This window comes from Rhizobium sp. R339, assembly GCF_002211395.1.
GTDB lineage: Bacteria > Pseudomonadota > Alphaproteobacteria > Rhizobiales > Rhizobiaceae > Rhizobium.
Window position 1 is genome coordinate 49,679 of sequence record NZ_LOKV01000003.1, and the last position, 16,706, is coordinate 66,384.

The 16,706-nt window shown below is 62.4% G+C and carries 13 protein-coding genes; 1 reads left to right on the forward strand and 12 read right to left on the reverse strand.

Going from position 1 to position 16,706, the window contains the following annotated elements; translation table 11 throughout:
* Positions 1 to 83: 83 nt before the first annotated feature.
* Positions 84 to 2,189 carry an ATP-dependent DNA helicase RecG gene (gene recG / locus ATY76_RS06905; protein WP_088674040.1) on the forward strand — a complete coding sequence of 702 codons (2,106 nt, stop codon included), beginning with the start codon at positions 84 to 86 and terminating at the stop codon, positions 2,187 to 2,189.
* On the opposite strand, the gene ATY76_RS06910 is transcribed toward recG, so the two are convergent.
* From ATY76_RS06910 to ATY76_RS06965, 12 genes are all read right to left on the reverse strand, one after another.
* Complete coding sequence (locus ATY76_RS06910) at positions 2,186 to 2,893, reverse strand: DUF502 domain-containing protein (protein ID WP_088674041.1); 708 nt, start codon at positions 2,891 to 2,893, stop codon at positions 2,186 to 2,188. The two genes, recG and ATY76_RS06910, sit on opposite strands and share 4 nt — an antisense overlap.
* Positions 2,894 to 3,027: 134 nt before the next feature.
* Positions 3,028 to 4,854: a glutamine--fructose-6-phosphate transaminase (isomerizing) gene (glmS, locus tag ATY76_RS06915; protein WP_088674042.1), complete on the reverse strand. Its 1,827-nt coding sequence runs from the start codon at positions 4,852 to 4,854 to the stop codon at positions 3,028 to 3,030.
* Between the two features lie 110 nt (positions 4,855 to 4,964).
* Complete coding sequence (glmU, locus tag ATY76_RS06920) at positions 4,965 to 6,326, reverse strand: bifunctional UDP-N-acetylglucosamine diphosphorylase/glucosamine-1-phosphate N-acetyltransferase GlmU (protein WP_088674043.1); 1,362 nt, start codon at positions 6,324 to 6,326, stop codon at positions 4,965 to 4,967.
* Between the two features lie 153 nt (positions 6,327 to 6,479).
* Entirely contained in the window at positions 6,480 to 7,265 is a 786-nt protein-coding gene (locus ATY76_RS06925) for a FadR/GntR family transcriptional regulator (RefSeq protein WP_088674044.1), read from the reverse strand.
* 14 nt (positions 7,266 to 7,279) lie between these two features.
* Complete coding sequence (gene yjfF, locus ATY76_RS06930) at positions 7,280 to 8,248, reverse strand: galactofuranose ABC transporter, permease protein YjfF (protein ID WP_088674045.1); 969 nt, start codon at positions 8,246 to 8,248, stop codon at positions 7,280 to 7,282.
* Positions 8,245 to 9,258 (reverse strand): ABC transporter permease, encoded by a 1,014-nt coding sequence (locus ATY76_RS06935; RefSeq protein WP_088674046.1) that lies wholly within the window; start codon positions 9,256 to 9,258, stop codon positions 8,245 to 8,247. Before ATY76_RS06935 ends, yjfF begins: the two co-directional genes overlap by 4 nt.
* Positions 9,255 to 10,778: a galactofuranose ABC transporter, ATP-binding protein YtfR gene (ytfR, locus tag ATY76_RS06940; RefSeq protein WP_088674047.1), complete on the reverse strand. Its 1,524-nt coding sequence runs from the start codon at positions 10,776 to 10,778 to the stop codon at positions 9,255 to 9,257. Before ytfR ends, ATY76_RS06935 begins: the two co-directional genes overlap by 4 nt.
* Positions 10,779 to 10,898: 120 nt before the next feature.
* Complete coding sequence (gene ytfQ, locus ATY76_RS06945; protein WP_088674048.1) at positions 10,899 to 11,861, reverse strand: galactofuranose ABC transporter, galactofuranose-binding protein YtfQ; 963 nt, start codon at positions 11,859 to 11,861, stop codon at positions 10,899 to 10,901.
* 143 nt (positions 11,862 to 12,004) lie between these two features.
* Positions 12,005 to 13,081 (reverse strand): BMP family ABC transporter substrate-binding protein, encoded by a 1,077-nt coding sequence (locus ATY76_RS06950; RefSeq protein ID WP_088674049.1) that lies wholly within the window; start codon positions 13,079 to 13,081, stop codon positions 12,005 to 12,007.
* Between the two features lie 53 nt (positions 13,082 to 13,134).
* Complete coding sequence (locus ATY76_RS06955) at positions 13,135 to 14,055, reverse strand: ABC transporter permease (RefSeq protein ID WP_088674050.1); 921 nt, start codon at positions 14,053 to 14,055, stop codon at positions 13,135 to 13,137.
* Positions 14,052 to 15,137 (reverse strand): ABC transporter permease, encoded by a 1,086-nt coding sequence (locus ATY76_RS06960; RefSeq protein ID WP_088674051.1) that lies wholly within the window; start codon positions 15,135 to 15,137, stop codon positions 14,052 to 14,054. Before ATY76_RS06960 ends, ATY76_RS06955 begins: the two co-directional genes overlap by 4 nt.
* Entirely contained in the window at positions 15,127 to 16,695 is a 1,569-nt protein-coding gene (locus ATY76_RS06965; protein ID WP_088674052.1) for an ABC transporter ATP-binding protein, read from the reverse strand. Before ATY76_RS06965 ends, ATY76_RS06960 begins: the two co-directional genes overlap by 11 nt.
* Between the last annotated feature and the right edge of the window lie 11 nt (positions 16,696 to 16,706).

Sequence of the window (16,706 nt, forward strand, 5' to 3'; positions counted from 1 at the left end):
TTCCTGTTGATGCGCCTCTATAGACCCTGGAAAGCGGCTTGTCAGCCTTGCCAAGGCCGCATTGTTCATCGCATTTTGGCCGCATGCGCCCCGCCATTCTCGATCCTCTGTTTTCTCCCGTTTCGGGGCTCCCGGGCGTCGGCCCGAAGATCGCCGAACTGCTCGTCAAGCTGCTCGGGCGCGAGACGCCGGAGGATGGCCGGACCATCGATCTCCTCTTCCACGCGCCCTTTTCACTGATTGACCGGCGCAACCAGCCGGGAATCGCCCGCGCGCCGCAGGGTGCGATCGTGACGATCACGGCACGCGTCGACCGGCACCAGCCAGCGCCGCGCGGCAAGAGCAATGTTCCCTACCGCGTCTTCCTACATGACGAGACCGGCGAACTGACGCTGGTCTTCTTCCGCGGACAGGCGGCCTGGCTGGAAAAGCAGCTGCCCATCGACGCGGAAGTGACCGTCAGCGGTAAGGTCGACTGGTTCAACGGCCGCGCCTCGATGGTGCATCCCGACTATATCGTCAAAGCAGAGGATGCGGAGAACCTGCCGCTGGTCGAGCCGATCTATCCGCTGACGGCGGGGCTCTCGCCGAAGACATTGCGCAAGATCATCGATGCCGCGCTACCGCGATTTCCCGAGTTGCCGGAATGGATCGATCCGGCGTTGGCGCAGAAGCAGGGGCTGCCGTCGATCTGCGACAGCTTTCACATGCTGCACGAGCCGCGCGACCCCTCCGATATCGATCCGCAGGCCCCTGCCCGGCGGCGGCTCGCCTATGACGAATTCCTCGCCGGCCAGCTGTCGCTGAGTCTGGTGCGCCAGAGGCTGCGCAAGGTGGCGGGCCAGCCGGTGCATGCGACGGGTGCCGTCAGCGGCAGGATCCTGAAGGCGCTGCCCTTCTCGCCCACACCAAGCCAGAACGAGGCGATCGCCGACATTCTGAAGGACATGGCGGGCACCGAGCGCATGCTGCGGCTGCTGCAGGGCGATGTCGGCTCCGGCAAGACGCTGGTGGGGTTGATGGCGATGGCGGCGGTGATCGAGAGCGGCGGCCAAGCGGTGCTGATGGCGCCGACCGAAATCCTGGCGCGCCAGCATCACGCGACAATCTCGAAGTTCGCCGCCTCCGCCGGGCTCGGCATCGAGGTGCTGACCGGGCGCACCAAGGGCCGTGAACGGGAGGAAATCCTGGAGCGCATCGCCTCGGGTGCCGCGCAGATCATCATCGGCACGCATGCGCTGTTCCAGGATACCGTTTCTTACGCCAACCTCATGCTTGCCGTCGTCGACGAGCAGCACCGCTTCGGCGTGCATCAACGGCTCAGGCTGACGGCCAAGGGGATCTCGCCGCACATGCTCGTCATGACGGCGACGCCGATCCCGCGCACGCTGGTGCTTGCCGCCTTCGGCGACATGGATGTCTCCAAGCTCACCGAGAAACCGGCCGGCCGCAAACCGATCCAGACGATCACCGTACCGATGGAGCGGACCGGCGAGATCGTCGGGCGGCTGCAGAGCGCGATCGCCGAGGGCAAGAAGGCGTACTGGATCTGCCCGCTCGTCGAGGAATCCGAAGAGCTCGACCTGATGTCGGCCGAGGAGCGGCATGCGACACTGGTCGCCGCCCTCGGTCCCGACATCGGCCTCATCCACGGCCGCATGAGCGGACCGGAGAAGGATGCAGCGATGATGGCCTTCAAGAACGGCGAGACGCGGCTTCTCGTCGCCACCACCGTCGTCGAAGTCGGCGTCGATGTGCCGGATGCGTCGATCATGGTGATCGAACATGCCGAACGCTTCGGCCTGGCGCAATTGCATCAGTTGCGCGGCCGCGTCGGGCGCGGCGAAGAGGCCTCGACCTGCATCCTGCTCTACAAGGGGCCACTCGGCGAAACCGGCCATGCCCGGCTTTCGATCATGCGGGAGACTGAGGACGGCTTTCGTATCGCCGAGGAAGACCTGAAACTGCGCGGCGAAGGCGAGCTGCTCGGCACCCGCCAGTCCGGCACGCCGGGTTTCCGCATCGCCAGCCTTGAGGCGCATGCCGACCTGCTGGAAATCGCCCGTAAGGACGCCGCCTATCTCATCGAACGCGATCCGGAGCTGACGAGCGAAAGAGGACAGGCGATCCGTACGCTGCTCTATCTCTTCCGCCGCGACGAGGCGATCCGGTTCCTGAGAGCGGGTTAGTCCGCTTTTGAAACCGCCACCGGTTTCGGCCGCGGCAGATGCTTCTGCTTCGGCTCGGATGGCGTGTGACCGGGGGCGACAAGGCCGCCCGAAATCAGGAACTTCGCTGCGTCTTCCGGGCTCATATCGAGCAGGACGATCTTTTCGCGCGGCACGAAGACGAGGAAGCCGGCGGTCGGCACCGGTGTCGGCGGCAGGAAGACGGCGACCATGTCCTGGCCCATGGCGTTGAACTTCGAGGCGATCTCGCCCTTGGCGTCGGTGGCAATGAAGACCAGCGCCCAGAGGCCGGGACCGGGATATTCGATGAGGCCGACCTTCTTGAAGGAGTTCGCCTGCTCCTTCAGCACGGTTTCGAAAATCTGCTTCACGCTTCGGTAGACGGTGCGCACCAGCGGCATGCGCTGGACGATCGATTCACCGAACCGGACGATGCTCTGGCCGATCAGGTTCTTGCCGAGGAAGCCGACGACGGTGATCAGCACGACGGCGATCAGCAGGCCGAAACCGGGAATGGCGAAATTGAGATAGCTTTCCGGATTCCAGCGCGCCGGAATATAGGGCCTGACCCAGCTGTCCGACCAGTGGATGAAGGTCCAGGTCAGCCAGATGGTAATGGCGATCGGCGCGCAGATGATCAGGCCTGCGAGAAAATTGTTCCTCAGCCGGGTCGCGACCGGCATTCTGGGGGTGTTGTCGGTCATCTCTCCTGATGAGCTCCATCTCGGTCCTGGACAGGCCGGAACGCCGGCCTTTCCCCCTTGTCCGCCTGGTAAAACTGCCAGAATTCGGGGCGTGGCACAATATGTTTCAGCGCGAAGATCGGGTCCTCGTGGGCTTATTCCACGGTCACGGATTTCGCCAGATTGCGAGGCTGATCGACATCGGTGCCCATGAAGACGGCGGTGTGATAGGCGAGCAGCTGGATCGGCAGCGAGAAGATCATCGGGGCGATGATTTCGTCGACCACAGGCAGGGTGATCGTCGCCATGGTCGGCAGTTTCGAGGCCGCCGCACCGGCCTCGTCGGTGATGAAGATGATGCGGCCGCCGCGGGCTGCGACCTCCTGCATGTTCGAGACCGTCTTTTCGAAGAAGCGGTCATAGGGGGCGATGACGATAACCGGCATGTTCTCGTCGATCAGCGCGATCGGTCCGTGCTTCAGTTCACCGGCGGCATAACCTTCGGCGTGGATATAGGAAATTTCCTTGAGCTTCAGAGCGCCTTCCATGGCGAGCGGGAAGCTGGTGCCGCGGCCGAGATAGAGCACGTCCTTGCACTTCGACAATTCGCGCGACAGGCTTTCCATCTGCGGCTGGACGAGGTTCAGCACCCGGCTCATGATGCGCGGCATCTCGGCGAGATGACGCACCAGCGCCCTCTCCTCCTCAGCGCTGACCGTGCCGCGTGCCTTGCCGGCGCCGATGGCGAGTGAGGCCAGCACAGCAAGCTGGCAGGTGAAGGCCTTGGTCGAGGCGACGCCGATTTCCGGACCCGCCATGATCGGAAAGACCGCGTCCGATTCGCGGGCGATCGTCGATTCGCGGACATTGACGACGGCGCCGATCTTCAGGCCGTTGTCGCGGCAATAACGCAGCGAGGCCAGCGTATCGGCGGTCTCGCCGGACTGCGAGATGAATAGCGCTGCCTGCGAGGGCGAAAGCGGCATTTCGCGGTAGCGGAATTCGGAGGCGACGTCGATCTCAACAGGCAGGCGGGCATAACGCTCGAACCAGTATTTGCCGACGAGACCGGCGAGATAGGCAGTGCCGCAGGCCGAGATCGCCAGGCCGGTCGCCGCCTTGAAATCGATCGCGGCGGCATTGGCGCCGATCGTATTTTCGGCGAAATTCACATAGTGGCTGAGCGCATGGGAGATGACCTCCGGCTGCTCGTAGATTTCCTTTTCCATGAAATGGCGGTGGTTGCCCTTGTCGACGACATAGGCGGTCGCCTGCGAGATCTGGCGGGCGCGCTTGACCGGTTTGCCGGCGAAATCCAGGACCGAGACGCTATCGCGGGTGATGACGGCGCAGTCGCCGTCGACGAGATAGGTGATCTCATTGGTGAAGGGCGAGAGCGCGATGGCGTCCGAGCCGAGGAACATCTCGCCGCGGCCATAGCCGACGGCAAGCGGCGGGCCGGAACGGGCGGCCATGATCGTGCCGGGATCGGCCTTGAGCATGACGGCCAGCGCATAGGCGCCGGTCACCCGGTTCAGCATCCTCAGCATAGCGGCGCGCGGCTCGAGGCCCTCGCGCAGGTACTTCGCCATCAGTTGGGCGACGACCTCGGTGTCGGTCTGGGTTTCGAAGACCGCGCCCTCCTCCGTCAGTTCGTCGCGAAGCTCGGAGAAATTCTCGATGATGCCGTTATGGACGACGGCCACGCCTTCGACGAAATGCGGATGGGCATTGGTTTCGTTGGGAACACCGTGGGTCGCCCAGCGTGTGTGGGCAATGCCGACTAGGCCTGGCAGCGGCTCGGCCTCGAGGCGCTTTTCCAGGTTGAACAGCTTGCCTTCGGCGCGGCGGCGATCCATCACGCCCTCATGGATGGTGGCGACACCGGCGGAATCATAACCACGATATTCGAGGCGCTTCAGCGCATCGACCAGGCGCCCGGCAACAGGCTGAGTTCCGACGATCCCCACAATTCCGCACATGCAATATCCCCATGAGCCTTCGACAACGAGGCCAGTCCTAACGATTCTTGCTTATTTCTCAATTACCTCGGCGGTCACTTTCAATTTCCGCCGGTTACGCAAAGCGTCCCTCAGGCTTTCGCCTTCTTCGCTGCCTTGATGGCAAGCGCGCGCTCGCGCAGCAGCGTCGCGCGGCCCGGCTTGATCTCCTGCCGGGCGCGGCCGAGCGCCAGCGCATCGGCCGGGACGTCGGCGGTGATGACGCTGCCGGAGGCGATATAGGCGCCGTCGCCGATCGTCACCGGGGCGACCAGCGACGAGTTGGAGCCGATGAAAGCGTTTTCGCCGATAACCGTCTGGCTCTTGTTGACGCCGTCATAATTGCAGGTGATCGTGCCGGCACCGATATTGCTGCCGGCGCCGACGACGGCATCGCCGATATAGGTCAGGTGGTTGACCTTGGCGCCCTCGCCGATCCGGCCGTTCTTGACCTCACAGAAATTGCCGACCTTGGAGCCATGGGCGAGGTCCGCGCCCGGCCGCAGCCGCGCGAAGGGACCGACGGTCGCGCCCTGGCTGACATGGGCGCCTTCGATATGCGAGAAGGCATGAATGACGGCGCCCCTGTCGATCACCGCGCCTGGACCGAAGACGACATTCGGCTCGATCAGCGCATCCTGGCCGATGACGGTGTCGTAGGAGAGAAAGACGGTTTCCGGCGCGATCATGGTGACGCCCGCCAGCATCATCTCGCGGCGGCGGCGCTCCTGCCAGAAGCGCTCGATGACGGCGAGCTCGGCGCGGTTGTTGCAGCCGGTCATCTCGATTTCAGGCGCATCGACGGCGGTGACGCGGCCGCCGAGCGAACGGGCGATCTCGACGAGGTCGGTCAGATAGAATTCGCCCTTGGCGTTGGCATTGCCGATACGCGAGAGAAGATCGAGCGCCTTGCGGCCGTTGATCGCCATCAAGCCGCTGTTGCACCAGGTCACGGTGCGCTCGGCATCGGTTGCGTCTTTCTCCTCGCGGATGGCGATGAGTTCGCCGTCCTTGACGAGCAGGCGGCCATAGCCGGTCGGCCGGTTGGTGTGGAAGCCGATGACAACGATGTCGCTGCCATCGGCAAGACCCTGGCGGGCGGCCTTCAGCGGTCCGTCGGTCTGGAGCGGCACGTCGCCATAGGTGACCAAGATATCGTCATAGCCCTTGGCGATTGCTTCGCGCGCCGCCAGCACCGCGTGGCCGGTGCCGAGGCGTTCCTTCTGCAGATAGGATTGGATGCCGACGCCGCCGATGCTCGCCGCCTTCGCGACGTCTTCGGCATCACGGCCGACGACGAGTGCGACGGACGAGATGCCGGCGGAGGCAACTGACTCGACCACATGGGCGATCATCGGCCGTCCGGCGACCGGATGCAGCACCTTCGATTTCGAAGATTTCATCCGCGTGCTGTCACCGGCGGCGAGAATGACGGCAAGACAAGTGCGTTCCATGATTTGCTCCGCGAATCCGCGCCATGAGGCGTCTTTCCTGCCTCATACTGCATAATTTCTTAAATCGGAATCGATTTGCGGATAAATTATGCGGCAGCGATAGCGTCCCTTGCGCGTCTCAAAGATGCGCGGCGACGTAAGTAGGCGAAGCCTTCACAAAGGTGAAATTGCAGCCGAGATCGGACCTGTAACAGCTTCGGAACCGCGAGCCGCGAAGGCCTCGCGCACATGATCGCGGCCGTCCACGATCACGTCTTCCATCGCACGCCGCGCGGCAGCACTGTCACCGGAAACGATCGCATCGACGATGCGCATATGCGTGTCGGCAATATTGGCGAAACCGTTTTCCGAGGGCGGCGTGCTCATGCGGAACATGCCGACGAGAGCCGCCTCGATGAGGCTGCCGAGGGTCCGCATGAAAGGGTTGTGCGAGGCTTCGGCGATCGCCAGATGAAAGCGCAGGTCGGCGAGCGCCATGCTGTCAGCGGTATGGCCGCTTGCCGCCATTTCGAGCGCCAAGCTGCGCAGCATTTCGATATCCTCGGCATTCGCCCGTTCGGCGACGAGGCCGGCCGCGAAGGGCTCAAAGGCAAGGCGGATATCATACAGCTGCAGCAGGAACTCTTCCGTCACGCCGTTGTCGAAGTGCCAGGCGATGATCTCGCTGTCGAACATGTTCCAGAGGTTCTTTTCGGTCACCCGGGTGCCGACACGCGCCTTGGCAACGACCATGCCCTTGGCGGCGAGCGTTTTCATCGTCTCGCGCAGCACCGTGCGCGACACCTTGAAGCGCTGCGCCAACTCCGTATCGCCCGGCAGGATCGAGCCGACGGGATAGGTGCCGGCGACAATCGCCTTGCCGAGCTCGTCGACCACCTGCGCATGGCTCGTCCGGGTTCGGCGCCCTGTCTTGCCTGTCTCGATCAATTTGTTGCGCAAGTGACCCGCCTCCCCTAGGCATACCTCTTGTTCAGACTGGAAAGGAACAGGATGGCTTTCTGCATCAGGATGAACGCAAAAAGCAGAAGGCCGATCAGAATCTTGGTCCACCAGCTCGACAACGTGCCGTCAAAGGTGATGTAGGTCTGAATGAGCCCCTGGATCAGGATACCGATCAAGGTTCCCGCCACAAATCCCGCTCCTCCCGTCAGCAGCGTCCCCCCAATGACGACCGCCGCGATAGCATCGAGTTCGACGCCAACTGCCGCAAGAGAGTATCCGGCAGAGGTGTACAGCGAAAAAACGATTCCGGATAGGCCCGCCAGAAAGCCCGACAGCGCATAGATCTGGATCGTCGTGCGTCCCACAGGCACGCCCATCAGCCGGGCCGTCTGCACGCCGCCGCCGAGCGCATAGACATTGGTTCCAAAGCGGGTGCGGTGGGCGATGAAGATGCCGGCCGCGAAAACCAGAAGCATGACGGCGCCGATCAGCGTCAGCCTGCCGCCGCCGGGCAGACGGTAATAGAGGCTCGTCAGCGTGGAATAATACTCGTGATCGATCGGAATGCTGTCGATGGAGAGCACGAAGGCAATGCCGCGCGCCAGGAACATGCCGGCAAGCGTGACGATGAAGGCCGGCATTTCGAGATAGTGGATGATTGCCCCCATGACGGCGCCGAAGGCGGTGGTGATCACGAGGACGAGCGCGAAGGCGAGCAGCGGATGGATCGCGGTCTTCTGCAGAATGACCGCGAGGAAGACGCCGGTGAAGGCGATGACCGAACCGATCGACAAATCGATGCCGCCGGAGATGATGACGAAGGTCATGCCGACCGCGGCAATCCCGAGGAAGGCGTTGTCGGTCAGGAGATTACCGATGACGCGCGTCGACAGCATGTTCGGATATTGCAGCGTGCAGCCGGCATAGGCGAGCACGAAGATGACGATTGTCGCAAGCAGCGGCAGGTATTTGGAGTTCATTTCGGCTGCTCCCTTCCGCCCTGCCGGCGGCTGGCGAAGATGGCGAGCGACTGCACCGCCGGAGACTGGATGAAGAGGATCACGATGATGATGACGGCCTTGATGATCAGGTTGAATTCCGGCGGGAAACCGGAGGAAAGGATGCCGGTATTCACCGCCTGAATGATCATCGCGCCGATCAGCGATCCAAGAATGCTGAACCGCCCGCCAAGCAGCGAATTGCCGCCGACCACCACCGCCAGTATGGCGTCGAGCTCCAGCCAGAGGCCGGCATTGTTGGCATCGGCGCCCTTGATGTCAGCCGCAACGATGATGCCCGCGATCGAGGCGCAAAGCCCGCTCAGCATGTAGACGGCCATCAGCAGCACCGGCGTCTGAATGCCCGAAAGCGTGCTGGCGCGGCGATTGATGCCGACCGCCTCGATCAACATGCCGAGCGCCGTGCGGCGAACGAGCAGGATGACGAGCAGGCCGACGAGCAGCCAGATGACGACAGGCATCGGCAAGAGAGCCATGGAGCCGCTGCCGAAGAAGATCAGGCCGTCATCGTTGAAGGTCAGGATGGCGCCTTCGGTGATGAGCTGGGCGATACCGCGGCCGGCGACCATCAGCACCAGGGTGGCGATGATCGGCTGGATATTGAGCACGGCCACCAGGAAACCGTTCCAGACGCCGCAGGCAAGCCCGATCGCGAGCGTTAGGACAACGGTGTAGGCAACTGAATTTCCTGATACAATCGACGATGCGGCAACCGCGCCGCAAATGGCGATGACTGCGCCTACGGAAAGATCGATCCCCTTGGTGGCGATCACCAGCGTCATGCCGATCGCCAACAGCGCCACCGGTGCACCGCGGTTCAGCACGTCAATCAGGCTGCCGTAAAGGCGCCCATTTTGAACCACAACATTAAAAAACTGGGGCGACGTTATGAAATTCAACAGAAGAATGATAACAAGCGCGATCAATTGCGGCGCCAGGCGATAGACCAGCGCGTTCCGGGAGGATTTCATGCGTCCTCCGTCTTATGTTCGGCGACGGCGATGGCATCGACGATACCGGCGGCGGTGATGCGCTCGCCGGTGAGTTCGGTGATATGCTGCCTGTCGCGAAGCACGATGATACGTGAGCTATAAGCGACAAGCTCTTCAAGTTCCGATGAAATTACGATCAATGACATGCCTTCGGCGCAGAGCTGTTCGATGAGCCGGATGATCTCGGCATGGGCGCCGACATCGATACCGCGGGTCGGCTCGTCGAGGATGAGAAATTTCGGATTGGTCGCCAGCCAGCGGGCGAGGATCGCCTTCTGCTGGTTGCCGCCGGAAAGCAGCCGGATCGGCTTTTCGCGGTCGGTGGTGCGGATATCGAGCGCCTTAATGTAGCGATCGGCCAGTGCATTCTGTTCGGCGCGCGAGAGCGGCCGCGTCCAGCCGCGGCGCGCCTGCAGTGCAAGCGCGATGTTTTCCCGGATCGACAGGTCGCCGACGATGCCATCGGTCTTGCGATCCTCGGGGCAAAAGCCGAAACCCTTTTCGATTGCTGCGCGCGGGCTGGAAAGCGTCGCCGGCTGGCCATCGATCGTGGCACTGCCGCTGTCGGCATGTTCGATGCCAAAGAGCAATTCGGCGGTTTCGGTGCGGCCGGAACCGAGCAGGCCGGCAATGCCGACCACCTCGCCTGCGCGCACATCAAGATCGAAGGGTTTGACCTTGCCGCGTTTGCCGTAGCCTGCGAAACGATATCTGATGTCGCCGGCCGCCAGGCTGTGTTTCCGAACCGTTTCTTCGGCCTGTGCCAGTTCACGGCCGAGCATCATGGCGATCAGGCTCTGGCGCGGCAGATCGGCGGCATCGCGGGTGCCGACCAGCTTGCCGTTGCGCAGCACGGTGATCCGGTCGCTGATCGCATAGACCTGCTCGAGAAAATGAGTGATGAAGACGATGCCCAGCCCGCGCTTCTTCAAATCCTCGATGATGCGGAAAAGCAGCGCCACTTCCTGATTGTCGAGGCTGGCCGTCGGCTCGTCGAGGATCAGCACCTTGCCGGAGAGATCGACGGCGCGGGCGATGGCCACAACCTGCTGGACTGCGACGGAGAAGCGGCTGAGTTCGGCGGTGACGTCGATATCGATGCCGTAGCCGGCAAGCAGTTCGCGCGCCTTGCGGTTCATCGCGCGCACGTCGGTCATGCCGAAACGCCTTGGCTGGCGTCCGAGAAAGAGATTTTCGGCAACGCTCAGATTGGAGAGGAGATTGACCTCCTGGTAGACGGTGCCGATGCCCAGCTTCTGGGCGGCGAGCGTATTGGCCGGATTGATTTCCTGGCCGTCCAGCATCAGGCTGCCTTCGTCACGATGGTAGGCGCCGGTGATGCATTTGATCAGCGTCGACTTGCCGGCGCCATTTTCGCCGAGAAGCGCGTGCACCTCTCCCTTGCGAAGGGTGAAATCGACCTTGTCCAGCGCCACCGCGCCGGGAAAGAATTTCGATATTCCGGAAGCCGCGAGAATATTCTCGAAATTGTGAACCATGAGGGCTGCTGTTTCCTGATATTGCGCCTTGCGCCTGTGCCAGGGCCGGACATGATGCCCGGCCCGACATCGGCAATTCCGCACCGGTCCATGATGGGCCGGTGCGGTTCCAGGTTCAACTCAGTAGCCCTGGCTCTTCTTCTCTTCGTAGACCTTCATCGGCTCGTCAGCAGGCGTGTAGAGCTTGGATTCGGTCTGGATCCACTTCGCCGGAGCCTTCTTGTCCTTGAGATAGGCTTCGAGCGCATCGAAAGCCGGACCTGCCATGTTCGGCGTCAGTTCGACCGTGGCATTGGCTTCGCCTTCCGACATAGCCTTGAAGATATCGGGCACGGCGTCGATGGAGACGACGAGGATGTCCTTGCCGGGCTTCAGGCCGGCTTCCTTGATCGCCTGGATGGCGCCGACGGCCATGTCGTCGTTATGAGCGTAGAGAGCGCAGATGTCCTTGCCGCCATTCTCGGCCTTCAGGAAGCTTTCCATGACTTCCTTGCCCTTGGTGCGAGTGAAGTCGCCGGTCTGACTGCGAACGATCTTGAGGTTGTCGTGGCCGGCGAGAGCCTCTTCGAAGCCCTTCTTGCGGGCGATGGCCGGCGAGGAACCGGTCGTGCCCTGCAGTTCGACGACGTTGCACTTCTTGTCGCCGACATTCTTCACCAGCCAGTCGCCGGCAACCTTGCCTTCGTGAACCAGATCGGAGGTGACCGCCGTCAGGTAGAGATCGTCGGGAGCCTTGATGGTGCGGTCGAGAAGAATGACCGGAATATTGGCTTCCTTGGCTTCCTTCAGAACGTCGTCCCAGCCGGTTTCGACAACGGGAGCGACGAGGATGGCATCGACGCCCTGAGCGATGAAGGAGCGCAGAGCCTTGATCTGATTTTCCTGCTTCTGCTGCGCATCGGCAAACTTCAGATCGATGCCGCGCTTTTCAGCCTGCTGCTTCGTCACGGTCGTTTCAGCCGCGCGCCAGCCCGATTCCGAGCCGATCTGCGAGAAGCCGACGGTGAGGCCGGCGGCCGAAGCCGAACCGAACATGCAGGCAGCCAGAATCGTGGCACTCAAAAGTGCAGTCTTCAATTTCATGATTTCCTCCCAATGCCGCATCTCGCGGCGCAGGGTCAAAAAATCATATAGTATTACTTTTGTAAATGAGAATCTTTGCATGCACCGCAGCAAAAAAAGGGCGCCCCAGAGGAGCGCCCTTCGCACCTGCGAATTAATGCAGCTTATTGCGCCGGCAGCTTGTCGTCGACGCCTTCGACGTAGAAGTTCATGCCGAGCAGCGTTCCGTCATCGGCCTTCTCGCCGGCCTTAAGCCAGGGCGTGCCGTCCTGCTTGTTGATCGGACCGGTGAAGGGGTGCAGCTCGCCCGACTTGATCTTGGCCTCGGTTTCCTCGGCCATCTTTTTCACGTCGTCAGGCATGTTGGTGTAGGGCGCCATCTTCAGGATGCCGTCCTTCAGGCCGTCCCAGCTCTGCTCGGACTTCCAGGTGCCGTCCAGAAGGGCGTGAACGCGCTTGGAGTAATAGGTGCCCCAGGTATCGACGATCGCCGTCAGCTGCGCCTTCGGGCCAGCTGCGATCATGTCGGACGCCTGGCCGAAGGCGTGGATGCCACGTTCTTCGGCCACCTGCATCGGCGCCGTCGTGTCGGTGTGCTGCGTCAGCACGTCGACGCCCTGATCGACCATCGCCTTGGCGGCATCGGCTTCCTTGCCGGGATCGAACCAGGTGTTGACCCAGATGACCTTCAGCTTGAAGCTCGGATCGACCGACTTGGCGCCCTGCTCGAAGGAGTTGATGCCCATGACCACTTCCGGAATCGGGAAGGAGGCAATGTAGGCAGCACCATGATTCTTCGAGGTCTTGGCGGCGATCTGGCCGAGGATGTAGCGGCCTTCGTAGAAGCGCGAATTATAGGTCGCCAGGTTGGGACCGGACTTATAGCCGGTACCGTGCTCGAACTTGACGTCGGGGAACTTGGCGGCGACCTTCACGGTCGCATCCATGAAGCCGAAGGACGTCGTGAAGATCAGCTTGCAGCCGGAGCGCGCGAGGCGTTCGATGGCGCGCTCGGCATCCGGGCCTTCCGGCACGTTTTCGAGGTAAGGCGTTTCGATCTTGTCGCCGAATTCGGCCTGAACCTGCTGACGGCCGAGATCGTGCGCCTGCGAATAACCGCCATCGGTGTGCGAACCGACATAGACGAAGCAGACCTTCGTCTTGTCCGCAGCCTCTGCGGCGGAGGAAAGGCCGATCACGGCGGCAGCCGAGGCGGCGAGTGCAAATGCGAATTTCTTCATGGTGACCCCTGTTGGTTTGAAGTTATTCCGGAAACCCGTCCTTATGTTCTTCTTTATCGCTCCGGCACGAAGGCTTTTCCAAGCGACGCGGGCGTGTTGATCAACGTCGTGCGCCGATTATGGGAAATGATGATGAGAACCACAATAGTCGCGGCATAGGGCAGCATCGAGAGGAACTGCGAGGGAATGCCGAGACCGAAGGCCTGCGCGTGCAGCTGCAGGATGGTGACCGCGCCGAAGAGATAGCCGCCGGCAAGAAGCCGCCACGGCCGCCAGGAGGCGAAGACCACCAGCGCCAGCGTGATCCAGCCGCGGCCGGCCGACATGTTTTCAGCCCATTGCGGAGTATAGACGAGCGAAAGCTGAGCACCGGCCAGACCGGCACAGGCGCCGCCGAACATGACCGCAAGATATCGCGTGCGGATGACGTGAATGCCGAGCGCATGCGCCGAGCCGTGACTGTCGCCGATGGCCCTCAGCTTCAGGCCAGTGCGGCTGCGGAACAGAAACCAGCTGACGCCGATAACGAGCGCGATCGACAGATAGAAGATCAGATCCTGCCTGAAAAGCACAGGGCCGACGAGCGGAATATCCGACAGAACGGGAATGACGATCTCTTCCAGCCGGACGCCTGGCACGCTGACATAGGCCTCGCCGAACATGCCGGATGCACCAAGGCCGAGAAGGGTGAGCGCCAGCCCCGTCGCTACCTGGTTTGTCACCAGCGTCAGCGTCAGGAAGGCGAACAGAAGCGAGAAAAGCGCACCAGCCGCGATGCCGCAGATGATCCCGGCATAGGGCGAGCCTGACATCTGCGCACCGGCAAAAGCGGCGACCGCACCCATGATCATCATGCCTTCGACGCCGAGGTTCAGAACGCCCGAGCGCTCCGTCACGAGTTCGCCGAGAGCAGCGATTACGAGTGGCGTCGAGGCGGTTATGACGGTCAGGAGAATGGCTTCGAAGATGCTCATGCCGCCCCACCCCTTACCCGCGACCAGACAATGCGGATTTTGTAATAGATCAGCGTATCGCAGGAGAGCACGAAGAAGAGCAGAAGGCCCTGGAAAACGCGGGTGACCTTGTCGGAGACGCCGAGCGAAAGCTGTGCGGCCTCGCCGCCGAGATAGGTCAGCGCCAGCACCAGGCCCGATGCGATGATCCCGAGCGGGTTGAGACGGCCGAGGAAGGCGACGATGATGGCGGTGAAACCGTAGCCGGGCGAGATCGCCGGCTGCAGGTGGCCGATCGAGCCGGAGACCTCGGCTATCCCGGCAAGCCCGGCAAGAGCGCCGGAGAAGAGGAAACTGAACCAGATCATCTTCTTCGAGGAGAAGCCGGCAAAGCGCCCTGCCCGCTCCGACTGGCCGAGCACGACGATCTCGAAGCCCTTCAGCGTATAACGCAGCATGAACCAGACGCCGATCGCCGCGACGATGGCGAAGATGAAGGCCCAATGAGCGCGGCCCGACTCCTCCCAGATCGCCGGCAGCACCGCTTCCGGCGCAAAATCGCGCGAGACCGGGAAGTTGAACCCTTTCGGATCGCGCCAGGCGCCCCGGATCAGCCAGTCGAGGAAAAGCTGGGCGATATAGACCAGCATCAGCGACGTCAGGATCTCGTTGGTGTTGAAATGCGCTTTCAAGAGCGCCGGGATGGCGGCGAAAAGCGCTCCACCGAGCGCACCGAGGACGAGCATCAACGGCAGGACGAGCGGCGAATGCCAGTCGTAAAAGACGATCGGCAGATAGGAGCCGGTAATGGCGCCGATGGTGAACTGGCCTTCGGCGCCGATATTCCAGTTGTTCGAGCGATAGCAGACGGCGAGGCCGACTGCGATCAGGATCAGCGGCGCTGCCTTGATCGCCAGCTCATGCAGCGACCAGACCTCAAGCAGCGGCTCGACGAAAAAGGCATCCAGCGCCTCGACCGGGTCCTTGCCGAGCATGGCGAACATGATCGCGCCGAAGGCAAGCGTCAGGACAAGGGCCAGTAGCGGCGAGACGAATCCGAAGAGCTTCGAGACGTCGGGCCGTTTTTCAAGTTCAATGCGCATGGGCTGCCTCCGCGGCAGAACTGCTCTCGTGCAGGCCGCCCATCAGCAAGCCGATCTTTTCGCGCGTCAGCTCGCCCGCCGGGAACGGCCTGGAAAGGCGGCCTTCGGAGATGACGGCGATATCGGTCGCCACTTCGAAGATCTCGTCGAGATCCTGACTGATGACGACTACGGCGGAACCGCTTCTTGCGAGATCGACCAGCGCCTGGCGGATACGGCTTGCCGCCCCGGCATCCACGCCCCAGGTCGGCTGGTTGACGACGAGCACGGCCGGCTGGCGGTCGAGTTCACGGCCGACGATGAATTTCTGCAAGTTGCCGCCGGACAAGGAGCCTGCTGCCGGATCATCGCCGCTCTTGCGGACATCCATGGCCTCGGAAATGCGCCTTGCGGCGGATTTTACCGCACCGGAGCGGATGATGCCGAGCAGGCCGAGAAACGCCTTGCGATCGGACTGGCTGCGGGCAAGAACGAGATTGTCGGACAGTTTCATGGCGGAGACGGCGGCATGGCCGTGACGCTCCTCCGGCACGAAGCCGGCGCCGAGAAGACGGCGGGCGGTAATGCCCTGATTGCCGACAGGTTTTTTGCGGATGACGATCGCCTCAGCCGAAGCGACCGGATATTCACCGGAGAGAGCATCGAAGAGCTCGCTCTGGCCGTTGCCCGCCACACCGGCAATGGCCAAAATCTCACCGGAGCGCACCGTCATCGACACATCACGGAGCGGCATGGCGAAGGGAGTGCGCGAAGCGACGGAAAGGTTGGCGACAGCCAGTTGCACCTCGCCTTTGTCGCTGCGCTCCGGATGCGTGACGGCAGCCACCTCGCTGCCGACCATCATGCGGGCGAGCGAGGCCGGTGTTTCCTGCTTCGGATCGCAGGCGCCGGTCACGCGGCCATGGCGCAGCACGGTGGCGCGGTCGCAGATACGCTGCACCTCTTCCAGCCGGTGACTGATGTAAAGAACCGAACGCCCCTCGGCCCGCAGCTTGAAGAGAGTCTCGAACAGCTTATCGGCTTCCTGCGGCGTCAGCACCGAGGTTGGCTCGTCGAGAATGATCAGCTTCGGGTTCTGCAGCAGCGCGCGGACGATCTCGATGCGCTGGCGCTCGCCGACCGAGAGATCGGCGACATGGGCATGCGGATCGAGCGGCAGGCCGTAGGCGACAGACAGCGCCCTCGCCTCCTCGGCGATCCTGTCGATCGGGATGGCATCATCGAGCGACAGCGCGATGTTTTCGGCAACCGTCAGCGCCTCGAACAGGGAGAAATGCTGGAAGACCATGCCGATGCCGAGCTTGCGGGCCTCACCCGGCGAGGTAATCGAAACCGGCGCGCCCTGCCAGAGGATTCCCCCGTGCGTCGGCTCAAGAACGCCGAACAGCATCTTCACCAGCGTGGATTTGCCTGCGCCGTTTTCGCCGAGAAGCGCATGAATTTCGCCCGGCGCGATATCGAGATCGATTTCATTGCAGGCGGCAAAGCCGCCGAAGAACTTGGTCAGCTTCTGGACCGATAACAACGCACCGGAATCCGGCACATTCAATGGCGACACGTTCCCCTCAT